Origin of the sequence: Roseivirga sp. 4D4 (assembly GCF_001747095.1) — a bacterium.
In the GTDB taxonomy this organism is placed as follows: Bacteria; Bacteroidota; Bacteroidia; order Cytophagales; family Cyclobacteriaceae; genus Roseivirga.
Window position 1 is genome coordinate 149448 of record NZ_MDGP01000001.1, and the last position, 17860, is coordinate 167307.

14 protein-coding genes are annotated in these 17860 nt (G+C 42.1%); 10 read left to right on the top strand and 4 right to left on the bottom strand.

What is annotated here, in order from left to right; genetic code table 11:
• Window positions 1–547: 547 nt before the first annotated feature.
• The 3 genes from BFP97_RS00635 to BFP97_RS00645 all read right to left on the bottom strand — a co-directional run bounded on the left by BFP97_RS00635 (window position 548) and on the right by BFP97_RS00645 (window position 4867).
• The gene (locus BFP97_RS00635; protein ID WP_069840564.1) at window positions 548–913 is read right to left on the bottom strand and encodes a nuclear transport factor 2 family protein; all 366 of its coding nucleotides are present in this window, start codon (window positions 911–913) and stop codon (window positions 548–550) included.
• A gap of 59 nt (window positions 914–972) precedes the next feature.
• Entirely contained in the window at window positions 973–1668 is a 696-nt protein-coding gene (locus BFP97_RS00640) for a helix-turn-helix transcriptional regulator (protein ID WP_069840565.1), read from the bottom strand.
• A 97-nt stretch (window positions 1669–1765) separates the two neighbouring features.
• Window positions 1766–4867, bottom strand: coding sequence for an SIR2 family protein (locus tag BFP97_RS00645; protein ID WP_069840566.1), 3102 nt, complete (start codon window positions 4865–4867; stop codon window positions 1766–1768).
• A gap of 138 nt (window positions 4868–5005) precedes the next feature.
• Here BFP97_RS00645 and BFP97_RS00650 point away from each other — a divergent pair, with 138 nt between their 5' ends.
• The 9 genes from BFP97_RS00650 to BFP97_RS00690 all read left to right on the top strand — a co-directional run bounded on the left by BFP97_RS00650 (window position 5006) and on the right by BFP97_RS00690 (window position 15249).
• Window positions 5006–5626 (top strand): DUF1080 domain-containing protein, encoded by a 621-nt coding sequence (locus BFP97_RS00650; RefSeq protein ID WP_069844135.1) that lies wholly within the window; start codon window positions 5006–5008, stop codon window positions 5624–5626.
• A 3-nt stretch (window positions 5627–5629) separates the two neighbouring features.
• A complete protein-coding gene (locus BFP97_RS00655) occupies window positions 5630–6376 on the top strand; it encodes a DUF1080 domain-containing protein (RefSeq protein WP_069840567.1) in 747 nt (248 codons plus the stop codon).
• Between the two features lie 5 nt (window positions 6377–6381).
• The gene (locus BFP97_RS00660; RefSeq protein WP_069840568.1) at window positions 6382–7710 is read left to right on the top strand and encodes a Gfo/Idh/MocA family protein; all 1329 of its coding nucleotides are present in this window, start codon (window positions 6382–6384) and stop codon (window positions 7708–7710) included.
• A 122-nt stretch (window positions 7711–7832) separates the two neighbouring features.
• The gene (locus tag BFP97_RS00665; protein WP_069840569.1) at window positions 7833–8177 is read left to right on the top strand and encodes a PadR family transcriptional regulator; all 345 of its coding nucleotides are present in this window, start codon (window positions 7833–7835) and stop codon (window positions 8175–8177) included.
• Window position 8178: 1 nt separating this feature from the next.
• The gene (locus BFP97_RS00670) at window positions 8179–10878 is read left to right on the top strand and encodes an ABC transporter permease (RefSeq protein WP_069840570.1); all 2700 of its coding nucleotides are present in this window, start codon (window positions 8179–8181) and stop codon (window positions 10876–10878) included.
• A gap of 66 nt (window positions 10879–10944) precedes the next feature.
• Entirely contained in the window at window positions 10945–11355 is a 411-nt protein-coding gene (locus BFP97_RS00675) for a DUF2177 family protein (RefSeq protein ID WP_069840571.1), read from the top strand.
• On the top strand, window positions 11352–12119 hold the full coding sequence (locus tag BFP97_RS00680) for a DUF1295 domain-containing protein (RefSeq protein ID WP_069840572.1): 768 nt from the start codon (window positions 11352–11354) through the stop codon (window positions 12117–12119). Before BFP97_RS00675 ends, BFP97_RS00680 begins: the two co-directional genes overlap by 4 nt.
• A gap of 106 nt (window positions 12120–12225) precedes the next feature.
• Window positions 12226–12561, top strand: a complete 336-nt coding sequence (locus BFP97_RS00685) for a PadR family transcriptional regulator (protein WP_069840573.1) — start codon at window positions 12226–12228, stop codon at window positions 12559–12561.
• A gap of 6 nt (window positions 12562–12567) precedes the next feature.
• Window positions 12568–15249: an ABC transporter permease gene (locus BFP97_RS00690; RefSeq protein WP_069840574.1), complete on the top strand. Its 2682-nt coding sequence runs from the start codon at window positions 12568–12570 to the stop codon at window positions 15247–15249.
• A 62-nt stretch (window positions 15250–15311) separates the two neighbouring features.
• Here BFP97_RS00690 and BFP97_RS00695 read toward each other — a convergent pair whose 3' ends face one another.
• Complete coding sequence (locus BFP97_RS00695) at window positions 15312–16265, bottom strand: hypothetical protein (RefSeq protein ID WP_069840575.1); 954 nt, start codon at window positions 16263–16265, stop codon at window positions 15312–15314.
• Between the two features lie 184 nt (window positions 16266–16449).
• On the opposite strand from BFP97_RS00695, the gene BFP97_RS00700 reads away from it, so the two are divergent.
• On the top strand, window positions 16450–17841 hold the full coding sequence (locus BFP97_RS00700; RefSeq protein ID WP_069840576.1) for a vanadium-dependent haloperoxidase: 1392 nt from the start codon (window positions 16450–16452) through the stop codon (window positions 17839–17841).
• Window positions 17842–17860 lie beyond the last annotated feature (19 nt).

Genomic DNA, 17860 nt, shown 5'->3' on the forward strand with positions numbered 1-17860 from the left:
AGGCCTCCTAGCCTTTCTATCCTGAGTGTAGCGAAGGAACTAGTCCTTGAATATAAGTCCCTTCGTTCCTCAGGGTAAAAAAGGACGTCATTCCGGACTTGATCCGGAATCTTCTTGTGCTCCTCCTCTTCCCATTCTTTTCGTCATTCTGAGGGAGCTTGCCTGCGGCAAGTAGGGTCCGACCGAAAGAATCTCCGACTTTTATTTGGGAGACTCCCTGCCTACCGCAGGCGGGCTTCGTCAGCATATCCCGCTATCGCGGATAAGCTTTACCTCAGAGTGACGTGTTGTCCTCCTCTTGAGGAGCCTGCCTGCCGGCAAAGGCAGGGTGCCCGAAGGGCGGAGGGGGTTTTTCTGTCATTTTGGGCAGGGACCTTCTCCACTAGCCTTCCTTTCCCGAGTTTATCGAGGGAACTTGTGTTAATGGACAAGTCCCTTCGTCTCCTCAGGGTAAAAAGGGGGGCGTCATTCCGGACTTGATCCGGAATCTTCTTGTGCTCCTCCTTTCTCCATTCTTTTCGTCATTCCGAGAGGAGGCCTCTATTGCCTATACAGCGTAAAAGAATTGCTCAGATACGATTTTGCCGTTTTCGACTCTGTACAAAGCAATTTCTTCATCGATTCCTCTAGGTTGGCCTTTCATGGTGATGTCCATTTTCATTGTGGCTGTGAAATGATTACCCGCTACTATAGGGCCTTCGATTTCCACACCGTGGAATTCTTCGACCATACCTTCCCATTGTCTACCTTTTTCAGCAATGCCTTCAATGCCCTCAACCCTTTGAGGAAAGCCTTGAGCACCTTCCATTTCTAGGCTAACACAATCCTTACTGTAAAGTTCTTGTTGTGCTTTGTCCATTTGACCTGTGCGGCAGTATTCTGCCCATTGTGTTGCAACTTCTTGTGTTGTCATAATTGATGATTTTTGTTTGATGATGTTACAAACCTAAAAGTCGATTATGACAGAATATGTCAGGGGTCATAATCAATTTCTGAACATCTCACAAAATATTGGGCCAGATCAAAGTGCCTGTCCTCGAAGGTTTCGTCCAGGATTTGAAAATGCTGTATCCTGTCCAGTCTAAAGGCCCTATAGTCTTCTCTCAAATGACACCATCCCAAGACAATCCAGTTGTCATTAAAGCTGTAAACGGCCATAGGTTCAATTTTCCGCCAGGTGGGTTCCTTGTCTTTGGCCTGGTATGTCATCTCGATCATTTGAAAGTTGATGATCGCCATTTGGATATGAGAAAGAGAGGAGGTTCTGGTTGGATCTTGATTGAGTTTGATCACACGCATCTTGCTTTCCAGCATTTCACTTTTGGAGAGCAGGCTGCCCTTAAAGACCGACTTAATTTTCTCCAAGGTCTGTCCGAAGTGCTGAATCAGCGAGTCATCATTGGTCTTGGCAATCAATTGCTCCGCGGTGACAAGGGCATTCACTTCCATTTCATCAAACATGATTGGGGCAACCACATAACCATCCATTATGGAATAGCCTCTGCCTTCAATGGTGACAATGGGTACACCGGATTCCTCCAGTTTTTTAATATCTCTGTAAATGGTTCGAAGACTTACCTCAAACTTTTTAGCCAACTCATTTCCCGTGACCACTCTTTTGGACTTAAGTATGGTGAGTATTGATAATAATCTTGAAAGGTGGTTCATCGTTTTTATGCGTCAAGTTGCGCACAAGATATGACATAATATGTCAGGGGTTGGTTTGAGTGTGTTTGAGAGAGGTAAAACAAACCAAGAAAATTTGCTAGACCAGTTTCAGATTAATACAAATTGTTCCTTTATAATTAAAGGCCAAATTAAACTTGACGTGTGAACCGACTTTATAAAGGTGCCAGTCATGGATCTTTGGACTCCTATATAAAAAAATGTCATCACCATACTTATCCCTTCGTACAAAAGCATAGCTTGCTTCTTGTTTCACTATGACACCTTTGTACGATATTTTATTTGATTCAGAGTTAACTACACCACGTACTTTGTTTTTGACACTTGGGGACATACGAGCGGTGGATAAGTCTCCAAAGATCTCCTTTGCTTTATTAAAGTTTCCGTTAAGATATTCAGACCTTGAGTACCAAAACTGAGCTTCATACCGTGTGTCTCCTTTAGTGAAGGCCCTTCGGTATAGATAAGTATAAGAGTCATAATCTGTTGGGCTTTTTTCCCTGATGAGAGTAGCCATTTGGTAATTCACATCTCTATCATTTGGATTTAATTCGAGTGTCGAGTTTAAAATACTTATGGCATCATCAAGCTTCATGTTTTTTTGCAATAGTTTTGAATATCTTATTGCGAGATACGGACTAGCTTTATTAGATGAATAAGCTTCCTCTAGTAGTTCCATAGCCTTTGGTTCATTATCCAAGGCTTCATTAAACTTGGCCTCCAACTCTAATATGAACTCATGTCCCGGGAACGTTTGTTTTGCCTCATTTAGAATTCTCTCAAAATCCTTCATCCTCTTCTCTACTGTTATAGCAGTACTATTCTGAAGAGCATCTGAGAACTTCAAAAAGTATATTTTTAGCAGCGTATGATAGCTATATGATTGGTCTTTAAATTTCTTTATTATGGATCGGCATAATTTCTCGGCTTCATCTAGATACTTAGTTTTTTCGATTGAAATATTTGTGTTCTCAGCTTTCTTCAGTGAAACTTCAGCAAGTGAATGCGAAATCATAGGGTCTTCGGGTGAGTGTGTATTCGCTTTTTTGAGAAGCTTTTGGGCCGAATAAAGGTTGCCAGAATCAGAGATCATTTGGTAGATACCTTTTTGTTGAATCAATTTTGGATCTTCAGGGCTTAGTTCCTCTGCTATCTCATAAATGTTCCTGACTCTAATTGGGTCATTGAAAATTTCATTCAATTTGCGAGCGTTAGTGATATCTAAGAACGCTGTCCAATCACTTTTGTAATCAATGTTAATGTTCCTCAATATCCTAACATATTCATCATACCTGTCTTGCTCTTTCTGTAAAACTTGTTCGAATACTATTTGTGCAATGAATGGGTGCCGGGTTGAATAGGTAAAGTCATTTAGGTAATAGTCTTTTTCATCAAACACGATGAATTCTAGAGGTTTAAATAGTTCTTCTTGGAAGTTATTGAAATTGATGTCATGAATTCTACTGACCAGACCTGCTCTCACTTTTGTGCCTAATCTATGAAATACAGAAACGGTTACATATAAAGATTTCGCCTCTTCACTAGTAATGCCATTGTATTCGTCAAGAATTATGTCTTCAAATGGCTTTCCGCCCGTAGCTTCATACAAAGCAACTAGCAATTGCCTCCCAGACCTTTCTTCTAATTCTTTTTTTCTATCTTCTTTTGATTTTGAAACAAGATGGCCTAAGGAATCGTTTTCTTCGAGCTTAGTTAGAAGACTGTCTATTTCTTCATCTTTGAGATACCCAAGGTCATAATCTTGAGTGATGTAATTGAACATTACATTTTCGTCATTAAATACATTATGTCTTTCTGTTGTTATAATAGATAAAGGGACTCCTTCTCTGTTTGCCATCTTAATAAGTTCGACTATTGAGTTTTGGTGCTCAATTGCATTGTCGATAAACAGATAGATTCTCTCTTTTACATAATTATGTAACTCAATTATCGGTTCAGACCGCAAAGTTTGATTGGGTTTCATGAAGATTACCAGTCGGTCTAAAGTCACGGCCGCTTCCCATGCCAATCTTCTAAGAAGTACACTTTTTCCAGACCCGGCATACCCTTTGATTAGGAAGGTGAAACTTTTAATATCATCTTGATATGTGTCTTCCAACGTAATGTCTGTCAGAATTCTGTCTTCGATCTGTCTTCTTACGTCCAACTTCCCAATTATTGGATCCCAATTGTTAAGAAAGCCTTTGTAGAAAGTTATAGCGGAAGAGTCACCAATCTTGAAATTGTCATGAATAAACTCTGATTCAAAATCAAGGAAATTCACAAGGCTCTCACTTGGAATTAACTCTTCATGACTGATTGTAAATTTGCTATAAATTTGTCGTTCTGTATCGGTCTTTAGCTTTGCAAGAGCCCTTTCTGATTGACTAATCTCTTTATCAACACTCTTGATAAAATCTTCATGACCTAATTTAATAGGAGTAATTTTCCTTTCATTCCAATATCTGATTTCTGCATCTGTAAAATTTGGTGCGACCATATAAGACCTAGGTCGGCCATCCTTTATTGCTTCAAGTTTTTTTAGGACAGATCTGATATTATGATCTTGATTGCTATATCCAATAAACAAAATTGGATAATCAAGAGACTGCTCTTCGAGTTTCTTGAAAAGTCGATCTCTATTTGTCTGGTGAGTAACGTATTGCTCCGTAGAAAGTATAAGTGGTAAGTCTTGATCATTTATATAAGAGATGCAACCATGAAGTTTATAAAAAGGGAGCGTATTAGGGGTTTTAAAAATCTGTGGTTCTGGAGTGTTCCTGTAAACAACAGATATGTCCTGTGCATTGGAATTGGGGTTTGAGCCGTATGCTCGCTCTACAATCAAATCGTAGTTGGTAGTAAATATTGATTTCCAGGGTAAAGTTGAGTAAATACAATGAGCTTCACTGGGTTCATACTCATAAAAGAGATCTGCAATGAAGTTTTGAACATCAAACAGACTCGTTTCTGAAATTGCTAGGTCTGAGATATACGTGAGTGGACTATTTTTGTATTCTCCTGATAAAAATTTTTCTGATAATATGTTGGCTAAATCATTACCTAATGGGGCTTTATTGCCGTTTGGGTGCTCGGCATTGTATAGGAAACCAGAACCTAAAAAAAGAATTACATTTTTGTTCTTTATGTTATTCAGTAACAGTTTAGGAATCTCAGTCATTTGTTCTTTTTAAGCGTTCTAAAGATGTTTTGTGAGATAGAAACTTGATGTGACTAATACAATCCCTATAAATAGCCATTTTGATAAGCGGCATATCATTTCCTATTGAATGCTTATCTTAGAACAAGCATCAACGGTATGAAACGACTTTTTTATTTCGCATGGCTGTCCTGTCTGGGGCCGCTCTGCACTAACTGCGCTTCTCAAGACCAATCCATCAACCTTTTTAATGGGAAAAACCTGGAGGGCTGGACCAATCACGGAGAAGAAAAATGGTATGTAGAAGATGGCGAACTCATCTGCGAAAGCGGACCTAGCGCTCAATACGGTTACCTGTCTACCAATGACTTTTATGACGATTTTGAATTGACTCTGGAGTTTAAGCAAGAAGCTAATGGGAATAGCGGAGTCTTTATTCGCTCTACTGTCGAGGGCACAAAAGTCAGTGGCTGGCAGGCGGAGGTGGCTCCTCCCGGTAGCCATACAGGTGGAATCTATGAGTCTTACGGTCGGGGTTGGTTGATTCAGCCGGAACCAGAAAAAGACAAGGCCCTGAAAATGGGGGAGTGGAATACCATGAAGATTCGGGCTGTCGGTCCGTCTATTACTACTTGGTTAAATGGCACCGAAATGATCCATCTGGAAGATGAAAAGATCGGGGAGGGCAAAGGCTCGATAGCCTTGCAAATTCATGACGGAGGCGGTATCAAAGTCCGCTGGCGCAATATCAAAATCACACCTATCACTAAAGAAGACTAGCATATGATCACCAAATTCAAGCTTAACATATTATCCATGGTTGTGCTGGCTGTCTTTTGCCTTTCGGCTTGCCAAAGCGCTACAAAATCAGAAGCAACAACCGATGAGGACGATTGGATACACCTTTTTGACGGCACCTCTATGGAAGGCTGGAGGGCCTACAATGGAGAAACTATGCCACCACAGTGGGTGATTGAAGATGGCGTATTGACCTTCGATACCGAAAAGAAACTGGAAGTAGAATGGACGGGTGGAAAGGACATTATCTATGCTGCAGAAGAGTTCGATAATTTCGAATTGTATTTAGAATGGAAGATTCCCGAAGGCGGTAACAGTGGGGTGTTTTATCATACTAAAGAAGGCTATAGCAGTCCTTATGAAGTCTCTCCAGAATATCAGTTACTCGATGATCTGAAGTGGGAAGAAATCAACAATGCCACCTTGCAGGAATGGCAGAAGACCGGTGCGGATTATGCCATGTATACCCCTGATAATAATGTGAAGATTGTCAAGCCTGCAGGAGAATGGAATTCCACCACCATTAAGTTCACCCCTGAATTAGCCGAGCACTGGCTCAACGGCAAGAAGATTCTGTCTTTTGTGCCTTGGTCTGAGGACTGGAAGGAGAGAAAGGCGGCAGGTAAGTGGAAGGATTTTCCAGACTATGGTAAGTTCAAAAGTGGATATATAGGTCTTCAGGATCATGATAGTCCACTGTGGTTTAGAAACATCAAAATCAGGAAATTATAGGCATTATGAATAAGAGAGAGTTTTTAAAAAAGGCGGCCCTGATGACGTCAGCAAGTATTTTACCCTCATCCACTTGGGCCTTTTCTAATGCCGATAAATTAAGAACCGCCCACATTGGCGTAGGCGGTATGGGCATGGAAGACCTGAAAGCCATGGCAGCACATGAAGCGGTAGAGGTGACGGCCCTCTGCGATGTAGATGCCAATCGACTGGCCGCTGCTCAAAAGATGTTTCCCAAAGCGAAGGCCTATGCCGACTATCGCGTTTTGCTCAAAGAAATGAGCGATGGTATTGATGCAGTGGTGGTCTCTACGCCAGACCATACCCATGCGCCTGCTTCTATGATGGCCATGGAGATGAACAAGGCCGTTTATTGCCAGAAGCCATTGACCCATCATGTGTCAGAAGCCCGTGCCATGAACAAAATGGCCAAGGACAAAGGCCTGGTAACCCAAATGGGTATTCAGGTACACTCTTTCTATGATTATAAATTGGGTACTGAGTTGATCCGATCGGGGATTATCGGCAAGGTGAAAACCGTCCATGCCTGGTCGCCTAAAAACTGGGGCTTCGATGGTCCAGAACCTGCGGGTAGCGATCCGGTTCCAGGTCAATTGGATTGGAACTTATGGCTAGGTACGGCTGCTGAAAGACCTTTTAAAGAGAACGTTTATCACCCTGGAAACTGGCGGAAACTTTTAGACTATGGTTGCGGAACGCTGGGTGATATGGGCGTCCATATTTTCGACACGCCTTATAATGCGTTGGACTTGGATGTGCCTTACACTGTCAAGAACAAGTGTCGCAAACCGACTGGTTTTGGCTTCCCTGAAAACAACATTGTCACCTACCGATTCCCTGCTACGGATTATACCACCAAGAAATTCAAGTGGGTGTGGTATGACGGTCCAGGTGCCCCAAAAAAGCATAAAGACCTTAGACTACCGAACAATGAGGAGTTGCCCGATCAAGGGGCCATGTTTGTAGGGGAAAAGGGAAGACTTCTGTTACCTCACTTTATGCAATTGCCAAGGCATATTGTCAAAGGCAAATATGTGGACTTGGATCTCGATAAGTTTTCCGATGTGGGCAGTCCAACACAAGACTATGGTAAGGAAAGTAATAAGCACTACCACCAGTTTGTAGACGCCTGTTTGGGTAAGGATGAGTGCACAGCACCCTTCTCTTATGCAGCTCGACTTACAGAGACCATCCTTTTAGGGGTTATTGCCGGTAGGTTTCCTAACAAAACCCTACACTGGAACAATGCTACGTCTAAGTTCGATGAGGAAGAAGCAAATCAGTTTTTAGAAGGTGATTATCGGTCTTTTTAGAGCCAAGGCATAGATTGATCCGTGTATTTTTGGCTGAGATCAGCGTTGCTGTGAAAAATTCATAACCTTTTATACATAGTGTCGTTAGGTATATTTACCTAATAACATTATGTATAGAAATTATGGCTTATAAAACACTGGTCGCTGCCTCTACTAAACCCCTTGTGCTCTCCATTTTATCTCATGGTAAGAGCTACGGTTATCAAATCATCAAACATGTTGAACAACTCTCCAATGGGGAGTTGGAATGGACTGATGCCATGTTGTATCCTGTACTCCATCGGATGGAAAAGGACGGTCTGATTTCTTCGGAGTGGATTGTTTTGGACAATGGTCGTAAGCGAAAGTACTATACAATTACGGCCAAGGGCAAAGAAGAACGAGAGGCAGCCAAGTCTCAGTGGAATAATGTCAACACTGCTTTGAATCGTCTTTGGGATGGAAATCTAACACTTGATTTAGGCTGATATGGAAAAATTTAATTTAAAACAACAGATTATAAATTGGTCGAATCAACTCAGGGCACAACAGGGGCTTGAGCCTGGAGAGATTGAAGAATTAGAAGCAAACCTTTGGGATCGAATTGATGCCCTGATGGAGGAGGGACATGATGAAAAGTCGGCCTTCCATCTGGCTGTTGAAAAGATGGCGGGCTCGCTCAAGGACATAGCAACTGAGTTTTATAAGGCCAGGGCAGTGAACCCGAAAGGAAAGCCACCCTGGGAGCGTTCGGCAAGTCTAATCTCCAAACTACCCAACCACTTCAAGGTGGCACTGCGCCACTTCAAAAAGCGTAAGTCTTATGCCATAATGAATATCCTGGGTTTAGCGGTGAGCATCTCCTTTTCATTGCTGATTTGGATGTATGTTCAGAATGAGAGTGGTTATGATCAACATTATGATAATGCCGATCGCATTTATCGGGTGATCTTTGACGTTAAACACGATGGTATTCATATTCCTCAGGCAGACATAGGTCAACCCGTTGGTCCTACCATGAAGTCTGATTTTCCAGAGGTAATTGAGAAGACCCGATTGAGACGTATTGGTGCAACAAACACCTTTGCTAAGGGAGACGTGTCCATAGAATCCACTGACTTCTTTGTCACAGACCCTGATTTTTTCAATGTGTTTAGTGTGGAGGTACTGTATGGTGACCCGGAAAAGGCCTTGACAGCGCCTAATACGGTGGTGTTAACGGAATCAATTGCCCTACAGCTTTTTGGCCGGACTGATATTGTAGGAGAGACACTCACTTATTCAGGTGTCATGCCACCGATGGATGCAAAGGTGACAGCTGTGATAAGGGATTTGAATAAGAAAACCCATTTACCCTTCAAGGCACTGATTTCTTATAGTACTTATTTCGATCAACGGGAATTGATCAATTGGCTTCGAAAATCTTATACCTATGTCTTATTGGATGAGCAGAATGATGTGGAGGGGCTTAGCGATAAAATGCCTGATTTTAGTGACAAGTATTTAGCAGAAGTAATGCGTCAGAGAATTAGCCCAACCGCCACCGTGAAGCTTCACTTACAGCCTTTAACAGAGATTTATCTAGCCGATGAATACTTCGGAGAACCCTATCCACACGGCAGCCAAAGGAATCTACAGGTTTTGAGTACCATTATGATTTTTCTCATGCTGATGGCTTGTATTAACTACGTCAACCTATCAACTGCCACAGCCATGGAACGTGCCAGTGAAGTGGGGATTCGAAAATCACTTGGTTCTTCCAGGAGCAGTTTAGTCATTAAGTTCCTTTCCGAGGCTATACTTCTGTCCCTTGTAGCAGGGCTTGTGGCCATGCTCATTTCTGTTTTGCTACTTCCTTATTTTTCAACAATCACAGGACTTGAAAAGCACGTGTCGGATTTGTTTTCGGTCGGAAAACTGGCAGGTGTATTCTTCCTTAGTTTGACAATGGGGATTCTGGCCGGGCTCTATCCCAGCCTCTATTTGACTCGTTTTAAGCCGCTCATGGCTTTGAAGCCTGGCGCTGCCGGTATTGGCAAAAGAGGGTGGCTGAGAAAAGGCTTGATCGTGTTTCAATATGCGATTGCGGGTAGTCTGATGATCTGGATTTTTGTGATCGGTCAGCAAATCAACTTTGCCAAACAGCGCGATGTGGGTTTCGATAAGTCAAATATGCTAGAACTGACATTGCCTGATGATCAGGGAGCATTAAAGTCGGTAGATGCTTTTTTGAGTGAGTTGAAGGAGTATCCTCAAGTCAAAGGAGCAGCTAAGAGCACAGTCGATTTGACATTTGGCTTTGGAGTAGGGAGTTACCTCATGAAAAGCCCAAAAGGCGAGGAGGTAAATGCCAACCTTGCTGCCATAAGTGTGGGTTTTGGTTTTGCTGAAAGCTTGGGAATTCAATATATAGCTGGGGGTGACTTCAATGAACATAAACCTTCGGAAAGAGGGGTAATCATCAACGAAGCGGCTATGAACCAATATGAGTGGAATGATAATCCGCTGAAAGTAAAATACCTTTCGAGGGATCGACAAGGTGAAGTGGTTGACGAGTGGGATGTGATTGGTGTGGTCAGTGACTTTAAGCCAGGAGAGGCTTACAATACCATCAACCCATTGATTATCTTCTTGGATGCCCGTAGCATACCCGAGATGAGGGTTTTCGTGAATTTAGAACTCGAAAACCCCGAGACCTTTGCTCCGGAATTAGGCAACTTATGGGAAAGACATTTTCCCAATCAGGTATTCGAATTTCAGGTTTTGGAGGATCGATTAAATAGGCTCTACGCCAAGGAAGAAACCTTTCAAGAGTTGCTCGCTGTGCTCAACATGATCACTATGCTGATCACAATTCTAGGGGTTATAGGTCTGATTTCATTTACAACCGAAGTCCGCAAAAAAGAGATTGCTATTCGAAAAATTAGTGGAGCCAAAGTTGAAACCATCATGAATCTATTATCAAAGCAGTTCCTAGTGCTTTTGGTTGTAGCCTTTGCCATCGCTGGACCAATCGGTTATTACATGTCGAACAATTGGCTGAGTGATTTTAGTATTCGCACGGAATTGACAGTGCTACCCATCGGTTTTACCTTTCTGGTTTGTCTCCTCTTTACCCTTGCAGCTATTTCTTATCATGCTTTAAGGGCTGCAAATGCCAACCCTGTAAAAGCCTTGCGTTATGAGTAGATAGTGGTTGCGTTCGTCTAGGACTTAAACAATAGCCTTTTTGAAGCGTTAGTTTTAAAAGTATTTATGTCGTTTTCGCTATTACTTAAAGCCTATTTGCTCACAACGGTGGTGTTTTTTGCCATTGATATCCTATGGCTGGGTGTCATTGCGAAGAACCTTTACAATAAGTATTTGAGAAGACTTCTGGCACCTAAGGTGAATTGGTTTGCTGCCATCATCTTCTACCTGATCTTCATAGTGGGTATTTTCTACTTTGCCATAGTGCCTTCAGTAGAAGCTGGCTCTTTGGAACAGGCCATTTTGAAAGGTGCTCTCTTTGGCTTTTTTACCTATGCCACCTATGATTTGACCAACCTGGCCACCTTGAGAGGCTGGCCGATTCGCATAGTTTTTATTGATATCATTTGGGGTTCTGTGCTGACAGCTTCAGTAAGTACAGCGGGCTTTTATATCACTAACTGGCTAATGGCATGATACAAGTCGTGCTTGACTTATTGCTACTAGGCCTGGCTTACGCTAGCTTCTGGTTTATCGTTTCTATCATAGTTAAAAGGAATGACATCGCTGATGTGGCCTGGGGTCTGGGATACGTTGGACTCTGCGTCTATCTATACCTTACTCAAATGCGCAGTGAGGTAGCTGATCTGGCCTATGGTGTTGTAATCATTTGGGGGCTCAGACTTAGTATCTACATCGGCTTACGGAACCTGAAAAAGAAAGAAGATTTTCGCTACAAAAAATGGCGAGAGGAGTGGGGGAGTAATTTCTATTGGCGTTCCTACTTGCAGGTATACCTGTTGCAAGTGTTGCTCTTGCTGATCATAAGCACGCCTCTTATAATAGTAAGTCAAGCCTACGGGAGCGAACTTAATTTTTTAGCTGGTTTTGGATTGGCTCTTTGGCTGACTGGCTTCTATTGGCAGGCTGTTGGAGATTATCAGCTAGCGCGATTCAAAAAGAAAAAGACACACAAAGATCAAATCATACAATCAGGACTATGGGAGCACTCACGTCACCCTAACTACTTTGGTGAGATCCTAATGTGGTTTGGAGTTGGACTGATCGTATTGAATGTGTCAAACGGCTGGACTGGCTTGATAAGCCCAATTCTAATCACCTATTTGCTCTTGAAAGTCTCTGGAGTTCCCATGCTCGAAAGGCGATACAAAGACAATGCAGCCTTCCAAGCCTACAAGAAAAGGACCCCGGCAGTTTTTCCTAATCTGTGGTCACGGTAAGTAGGCCCTGATCACTGATTTTGTTCATAACCAAGTTATTTGCTCTATAAAGTATAACTAATATAAATTTGTCTCGTATATTAGTTCTATTAAATATATCATATAGATGGAAAAGGAACACCTGGGTGAGCTTGAAGAGTTGATTTTGCTGCTTGTCGTAATGCTTAAAGACGAGGCTTATGGCTTCGCTATTCGCAAAGCCTTAAAGGAACAAGCCAGTCGGACGGTGACTATTGGTGCAGTACACGGTACAGTAAATCGCCTTGAGAAAAAGGGCTTTGTAGAATCTCATATGAGTGATGCCACTGAAGTTAGGGGAGGCCGTAGAAAGCGCATCTTCACTGTGACGGCCTCTGGTACGCGTGCACTGGAAAGAAGCCGTGATTTAAAAATTAGCCTTTGGATGAAAATCCCAGAGCTTTCAATTAGCAATAATTCATAAAGTAGTTTGAAGAAGCAATCGGTGAAATTTTCAGAAAAACTACTTGCTACACTTTGCCGGGAGGAATACCTGGAGGAGATCCTGGGTGATTTGGCGGAGTATAGAGAAGAGCTAAGTACAAAACCCAAATGGCAGCAACGAATCTTCTACGCATATCACGTCATCAACTTCATAAAGCCTTGGTCACTCAAAAAACTAGGAGGCAGTCAAAAACTTAATCAATACGGAATGTTCAAAAATTATTTTAAAACCTCGGTCAGAAGTCTAAGGAACAATGCCCTCTTTTCGGCTATCAACATTTCAGGTTTGGCCATAAGTATGTCGGTAGGTATTCTGATGATAATCCTTATTCAAGAGCTTTCGTCTTTTGATGATTTTCATGCGAATAAGGATCACATTTTCAGGGTCACGTCCACTCAAAAACAGGGGGATCGGGGTGTTATCGTAAGACAAGCCACAGGTTCCTATTTCATAGCGGATCTCCTTTCTACTCAAGTATCAGGAGTAGAGAACGTTTTGGTCATGACCAATAGCCCTGTCGAACTGGATTTAGGTACCGAAGAAAAAGCCGTACCGATCAGTTGTCACTATGCAGGTGAATCATTCTTCGATGTTTTCTCATATCAAATGATCAAGGGTAATCGTGAAACTGCATTGTCTCAGCCTGGACAGGTGGTACTAACCGAGACTGCTGCCAAGAAATTATTTGGTGATAGAGATCCAATTGGAGAGATAATTACCGCTGAAATGAATAGCTATCTTCAGAATGGAAGACTTGCCCAACCGGACTTTGAAAATGGTATCATATCAGGTGTGGTGGAAGATCCTCCTGTTAATTCTCATCTCCGTTTTGAAGCGTTAGTTTCCCTTAAGACACTTGAACTGAGTATGCAACAGCAGGGCTTGACGCACAAAACAAATCCTGGCTATGTCAGTAACCTTTTGGTTTACCTTTTACTCTTGGATGATGTTGAACCAGTGGTTGTTGAAGAGTCAATGAGGGCTTTTCTAAAGGATTTCAATGATGAAAGGCTAGACAATCCACTGGTGCATAACCTTCAACCCATGAGGGATTTTGTTACTAGTGATACCTATCACAGTACAGGTCCGACTTTCGCGAGAAGCAAAGTGCTGGTAATGATAGGCCTTACAGTCATTGTACTACTCTCGGCATGTTTTAATTATACAAACTTATCTCTTGCAAGGGCTTTGAGAAGGACAAAGGAAGTAGGTGTTCGGAAAGTCGTTGGGGCTAGTCGTTTTCAAGTCTTTAGTCAGTTTGTTGTAGAGGCGATCGTTTTGTCGCTGCTAGCATTGGTGGTTGGAGTTTTTCTATTTGCGCTGATAAGGCCACAGTTTTTATCCTTACCAAACCCTTCCGCTCGTGGATTTGACATGTTCGAATTGGCGATTAGCGCTTGGCATATTTTCTATTTCATCCTTTTTGCGATAGCAATCGGAATTGTAGCCGGGGTGCTGCCTGCGGTTTTTCATTCCAAACTCAAGGCAGGCAATGCCTTTAAGGCAGAAGGTGTTTCAAAGAGCCTTTCGGGTGCAAGACTAAGAAAGGTTCTTATCGTTTTTCAGTTCGCCTTATCTATTGGTTTAATCATGTGTGCCGTTCTGATCAACGATCAATATCAGTATACATTGGACTATGATTTGGGCTATGAGACTAACGATATCCTCACAGTGGATCTTCATGGTGAGTACGCTGATGTTTTGGCAAATGAGTTTGCTGCAATATCGGAAGTGAGTGATGTTTCTAAGTCTTCATGGGTGTTGGGAGTAGGGGGCGATGGCCTTAATGCAGGAATGATTTTCACGGAAGGGATGGGCAATAGAGCACTGTCTTTGATCAACTACATTGATGAGACGTATATCCCGATGCATAAGATAGAGATGATTGCCGGCACCAACTTTACCTCGCCTTTAGGTGCTGGTAGTTCACCGAATTCAATCATTGTGAATGAAGCCATGCTCAAAGAACTGGAGCTGGGAAATCCGCAGGAAGCGCTGGGAAAACGGCTTGTTTACAATGGGACCAATGTGAGGATTCAAGGCGTTTTTAAGGAAGCGGTAAGCATAGGACTGACTAAGAGGTTTATCGAATCAATGGCTTTTATTCAAACCAATAGACTGATGGACTATAAGGTATTGAACCTGAAAGTCAATAGTCAAGATGTTGTTTCAACACTCACCAAGCTGGAAAGCATTTATGCACTTCAGGATCCTGTTCATCCATTTACAGCGGCCTATTACGAAGACAAAATTTCTGAAAGTTATAAGTACCAAAGAAGCAATTATAAGGTCATTTCATTTTTAGCTGTCATCGCCATCTCTATTTCAACCATGGGGCTATTGGGTATGGCCGTGTTTAATATAGAAACTCGCATGAAGGAGATAGGTATTCGCAAGGTATTGGGAGCTAACGCAAAGAACTTGGCAATTCTTCTATCCAAAGGGTTTTTCCTATTAATAGTACTCGCTGCTATAATAGCCATTCCCATAACGCTATGGATAGTTGAAAACCAAGTGCTAAATAACTTCTGGCAAAGAGCTCCTGTTGGCATTGTGGAGTTACTCTCAGGCTTTTTGGTAGTACTTGTTATTGGTCTACTGACTGTCGGTTGGCAGGTACGAGTAGCTGCAGTGTCAAATCCGGTAAAAAGCCTAAGAAGTGAGTAGAGTGCAGATAACTTTCTCGTGCGTGGAGGGTCTTTATGCAGAATGAGTTTATTGGCTCTTGCTTAGTCGATGAGCTTGATGATTGTTCGATCAATCCTTTTGCCCTTTTCTGAGTCGATATTGATAATACTAGTCCTTTTTGTTTCGATTTTAATCGGTACGCATGGATAAAAGTAGAATTCATATTTATTGATGTCAGTTATGTTGAACTCTGAGTTTGCGAGTGCCTTTTCAATTTCATTTTCCTCCAGGTTCATTCTTTTAAATACATCCAGCAGGGTGTTTTTTGTATCCTCTGGATTTAGGGTCATTTGCTGTATCATTAGTGAAGTCGAGTTCTCTAAATCAACTTCTTCAAAGTAGATTCTCGCATCTCCTCGAATGGGAGTTCCCCCAAACATATTTGGAAGTAAGTCCTGATAGTGCAAGGTGTCTTTGACGGCAAATTCTGCGCCCATAGGATAATGAAAGTACTGTAGCTCTCCCAAAACTAAACGTTCAATACCCTCCTTAGATGAATAAATGCTGATAAAGGGTGCCATCGCTGCTTCTAGTTTTTCATTACTTATGTCGCTATCTGGTACATCCTGCGTTAGTTTGATTACTTCATTGAAAAGTGCTTGAGTTTTAAGAGAGATTTCCTCCCAATTTTGAACGCCTACGAACGTACCGAGTTCATCTGTTTCATATGAGACTTGCATGTTCGTGAAGCCAGCAATTTGTTCCTTTAAAGACTCAGGCAAGTTCAATTCCGGTGGAAGCTGATTTTCAAAAGTCCAACTGATTAAATATGAGGAATCCGTAGCTTGGAGTACTTTGAATTGAGCATTATAAGTAGATGAGTCAAGTTTAATTCTATTATCCTCCTTCCACTGTTCCTTGACTTTGGAAACAGAAAAATTGTACTCATCCCCGACTTCCCAGTAAGCCACATATGGAATATATGTAGTCTCCGATTGTGAATAGACTGGAATATAAAGTAGAGTTAAGAGAAGAAGTGTGAGCCATTTATTCATAGTTGTTAAAGATAACATCAGCAACTAGATTTTTGACAGTGTTGGCGAATTCCAAATCCAGAAATTTAATAAAAGGTGGTTGGGTAAGCCTCACCCATGTCCGTTGCATTCCTGAGTTCACCACAGAGCAGTACTCACTCAGCCGAAGGCAAATCAATTTTTTAACCCTAAACGGACAAAACGAATGAAGAAGGCAAAAAACCAATTAATCTACTTGATCATGATATTAGCCGTAGCATTTCAAAGCTGCGATAATCAAGATGGTCTGGATATTGAAACTACAGTAGGCGAGACAAACGAGGATTTGTCTTTAGAAGGTAATGAGTTAGCACGTGCCTGGACGGATCTCTTCTTAGAACTTGAAAGATTTTCTGCGGGGAGGCCGAATGCTTCGGCCAGAGCAACAGCTTATATCTATTTAGCAGCATACGAGACGGTGGTACCGGGTATGACTGACAACACTTCCAACGAAGACAGACTGGATGGTTTGCGAATCAGACAAAGTGAAATGGCTGATGAGATCAGCTTTAGACTTGCACTCAACACGTGCTTTGCCCAGGTAATTGAGCATTTCTTAATCAATGTAACAGATGATAGAACCAGTGCAATCAATGCGCTAGAAACCGAGTTTGAAAATACGTTATCAACGGGACTGACGGAGGAGGTTATAGAGGATTCAAAGGCCTGGGGTCAGTACATTGCTGAGCAAGTGATTGACTATAGTCAAACAGATAAAGATGCGGAGGAACAAATACTTGAACCCCAACCGACTTCCTATGAACCGCCAACAGGAGAAGGTTTTTGGACATACTCAGCCGACCCGGAACGTGCATTATTTCCTTATTGGGAGTCGGTTAGAACCTTTGTGGTGAAGCCAAAAGAAACAACAGCTGTAGACCCAATAACTTATAGTGAAGACCCTGAGAGTGAGTATTTCCAGCAGATGATGGAGGTTTACAATGCCAATAATGCTGCCAGAGAAGAGAATGGAGAACAACTATGGATTGCTGAATTCTGGAGTGATGACGTAGAAGGCCTAATGATGAGCCCTCCAGTAAGACAAGTGTCTATCGCGAATCAGTTGATCGAGCAGTATAACCTAAGTCTTGATGAATCTTTGGTTTTGTTCTTGAAGTTGGGTTTTGCCTTGAATGATGCTGCCGTAGCAGCTTGGAAGTACAAATATGAGTTTATGGTAATGAGGCCCAATGTCTTTATCCATGAGTTTATTGATCCAGATTATCAGACCAATCTATTTCGACTCGTTTTCTGGCCGAACCCTAGTTTTCCAAGCTATCCATCAGGTCACTCGACTTTCGCTTCTGCAGCGGGAGGCTTGTTCATCGATACTTTCGGCAATGCAACAGATTTTACCGACAGGACGCATGAGGGTAGGACGGAATTTGTTGGTACTCCAAGGACTTATCAAACTTTTGAGCAAATGGCCTATGAAAATGCCTTCTCAAGAGTTCCACTTGGCGTGCATATGAGTATGGACTGCGAAGAAGGCCTCCGTCTTGGATATGAAATTTCTGATGCAGTAAAGAATCTGGACTTATCGTCCACAAACCAGTAGTTTTTTTAATCATATAATC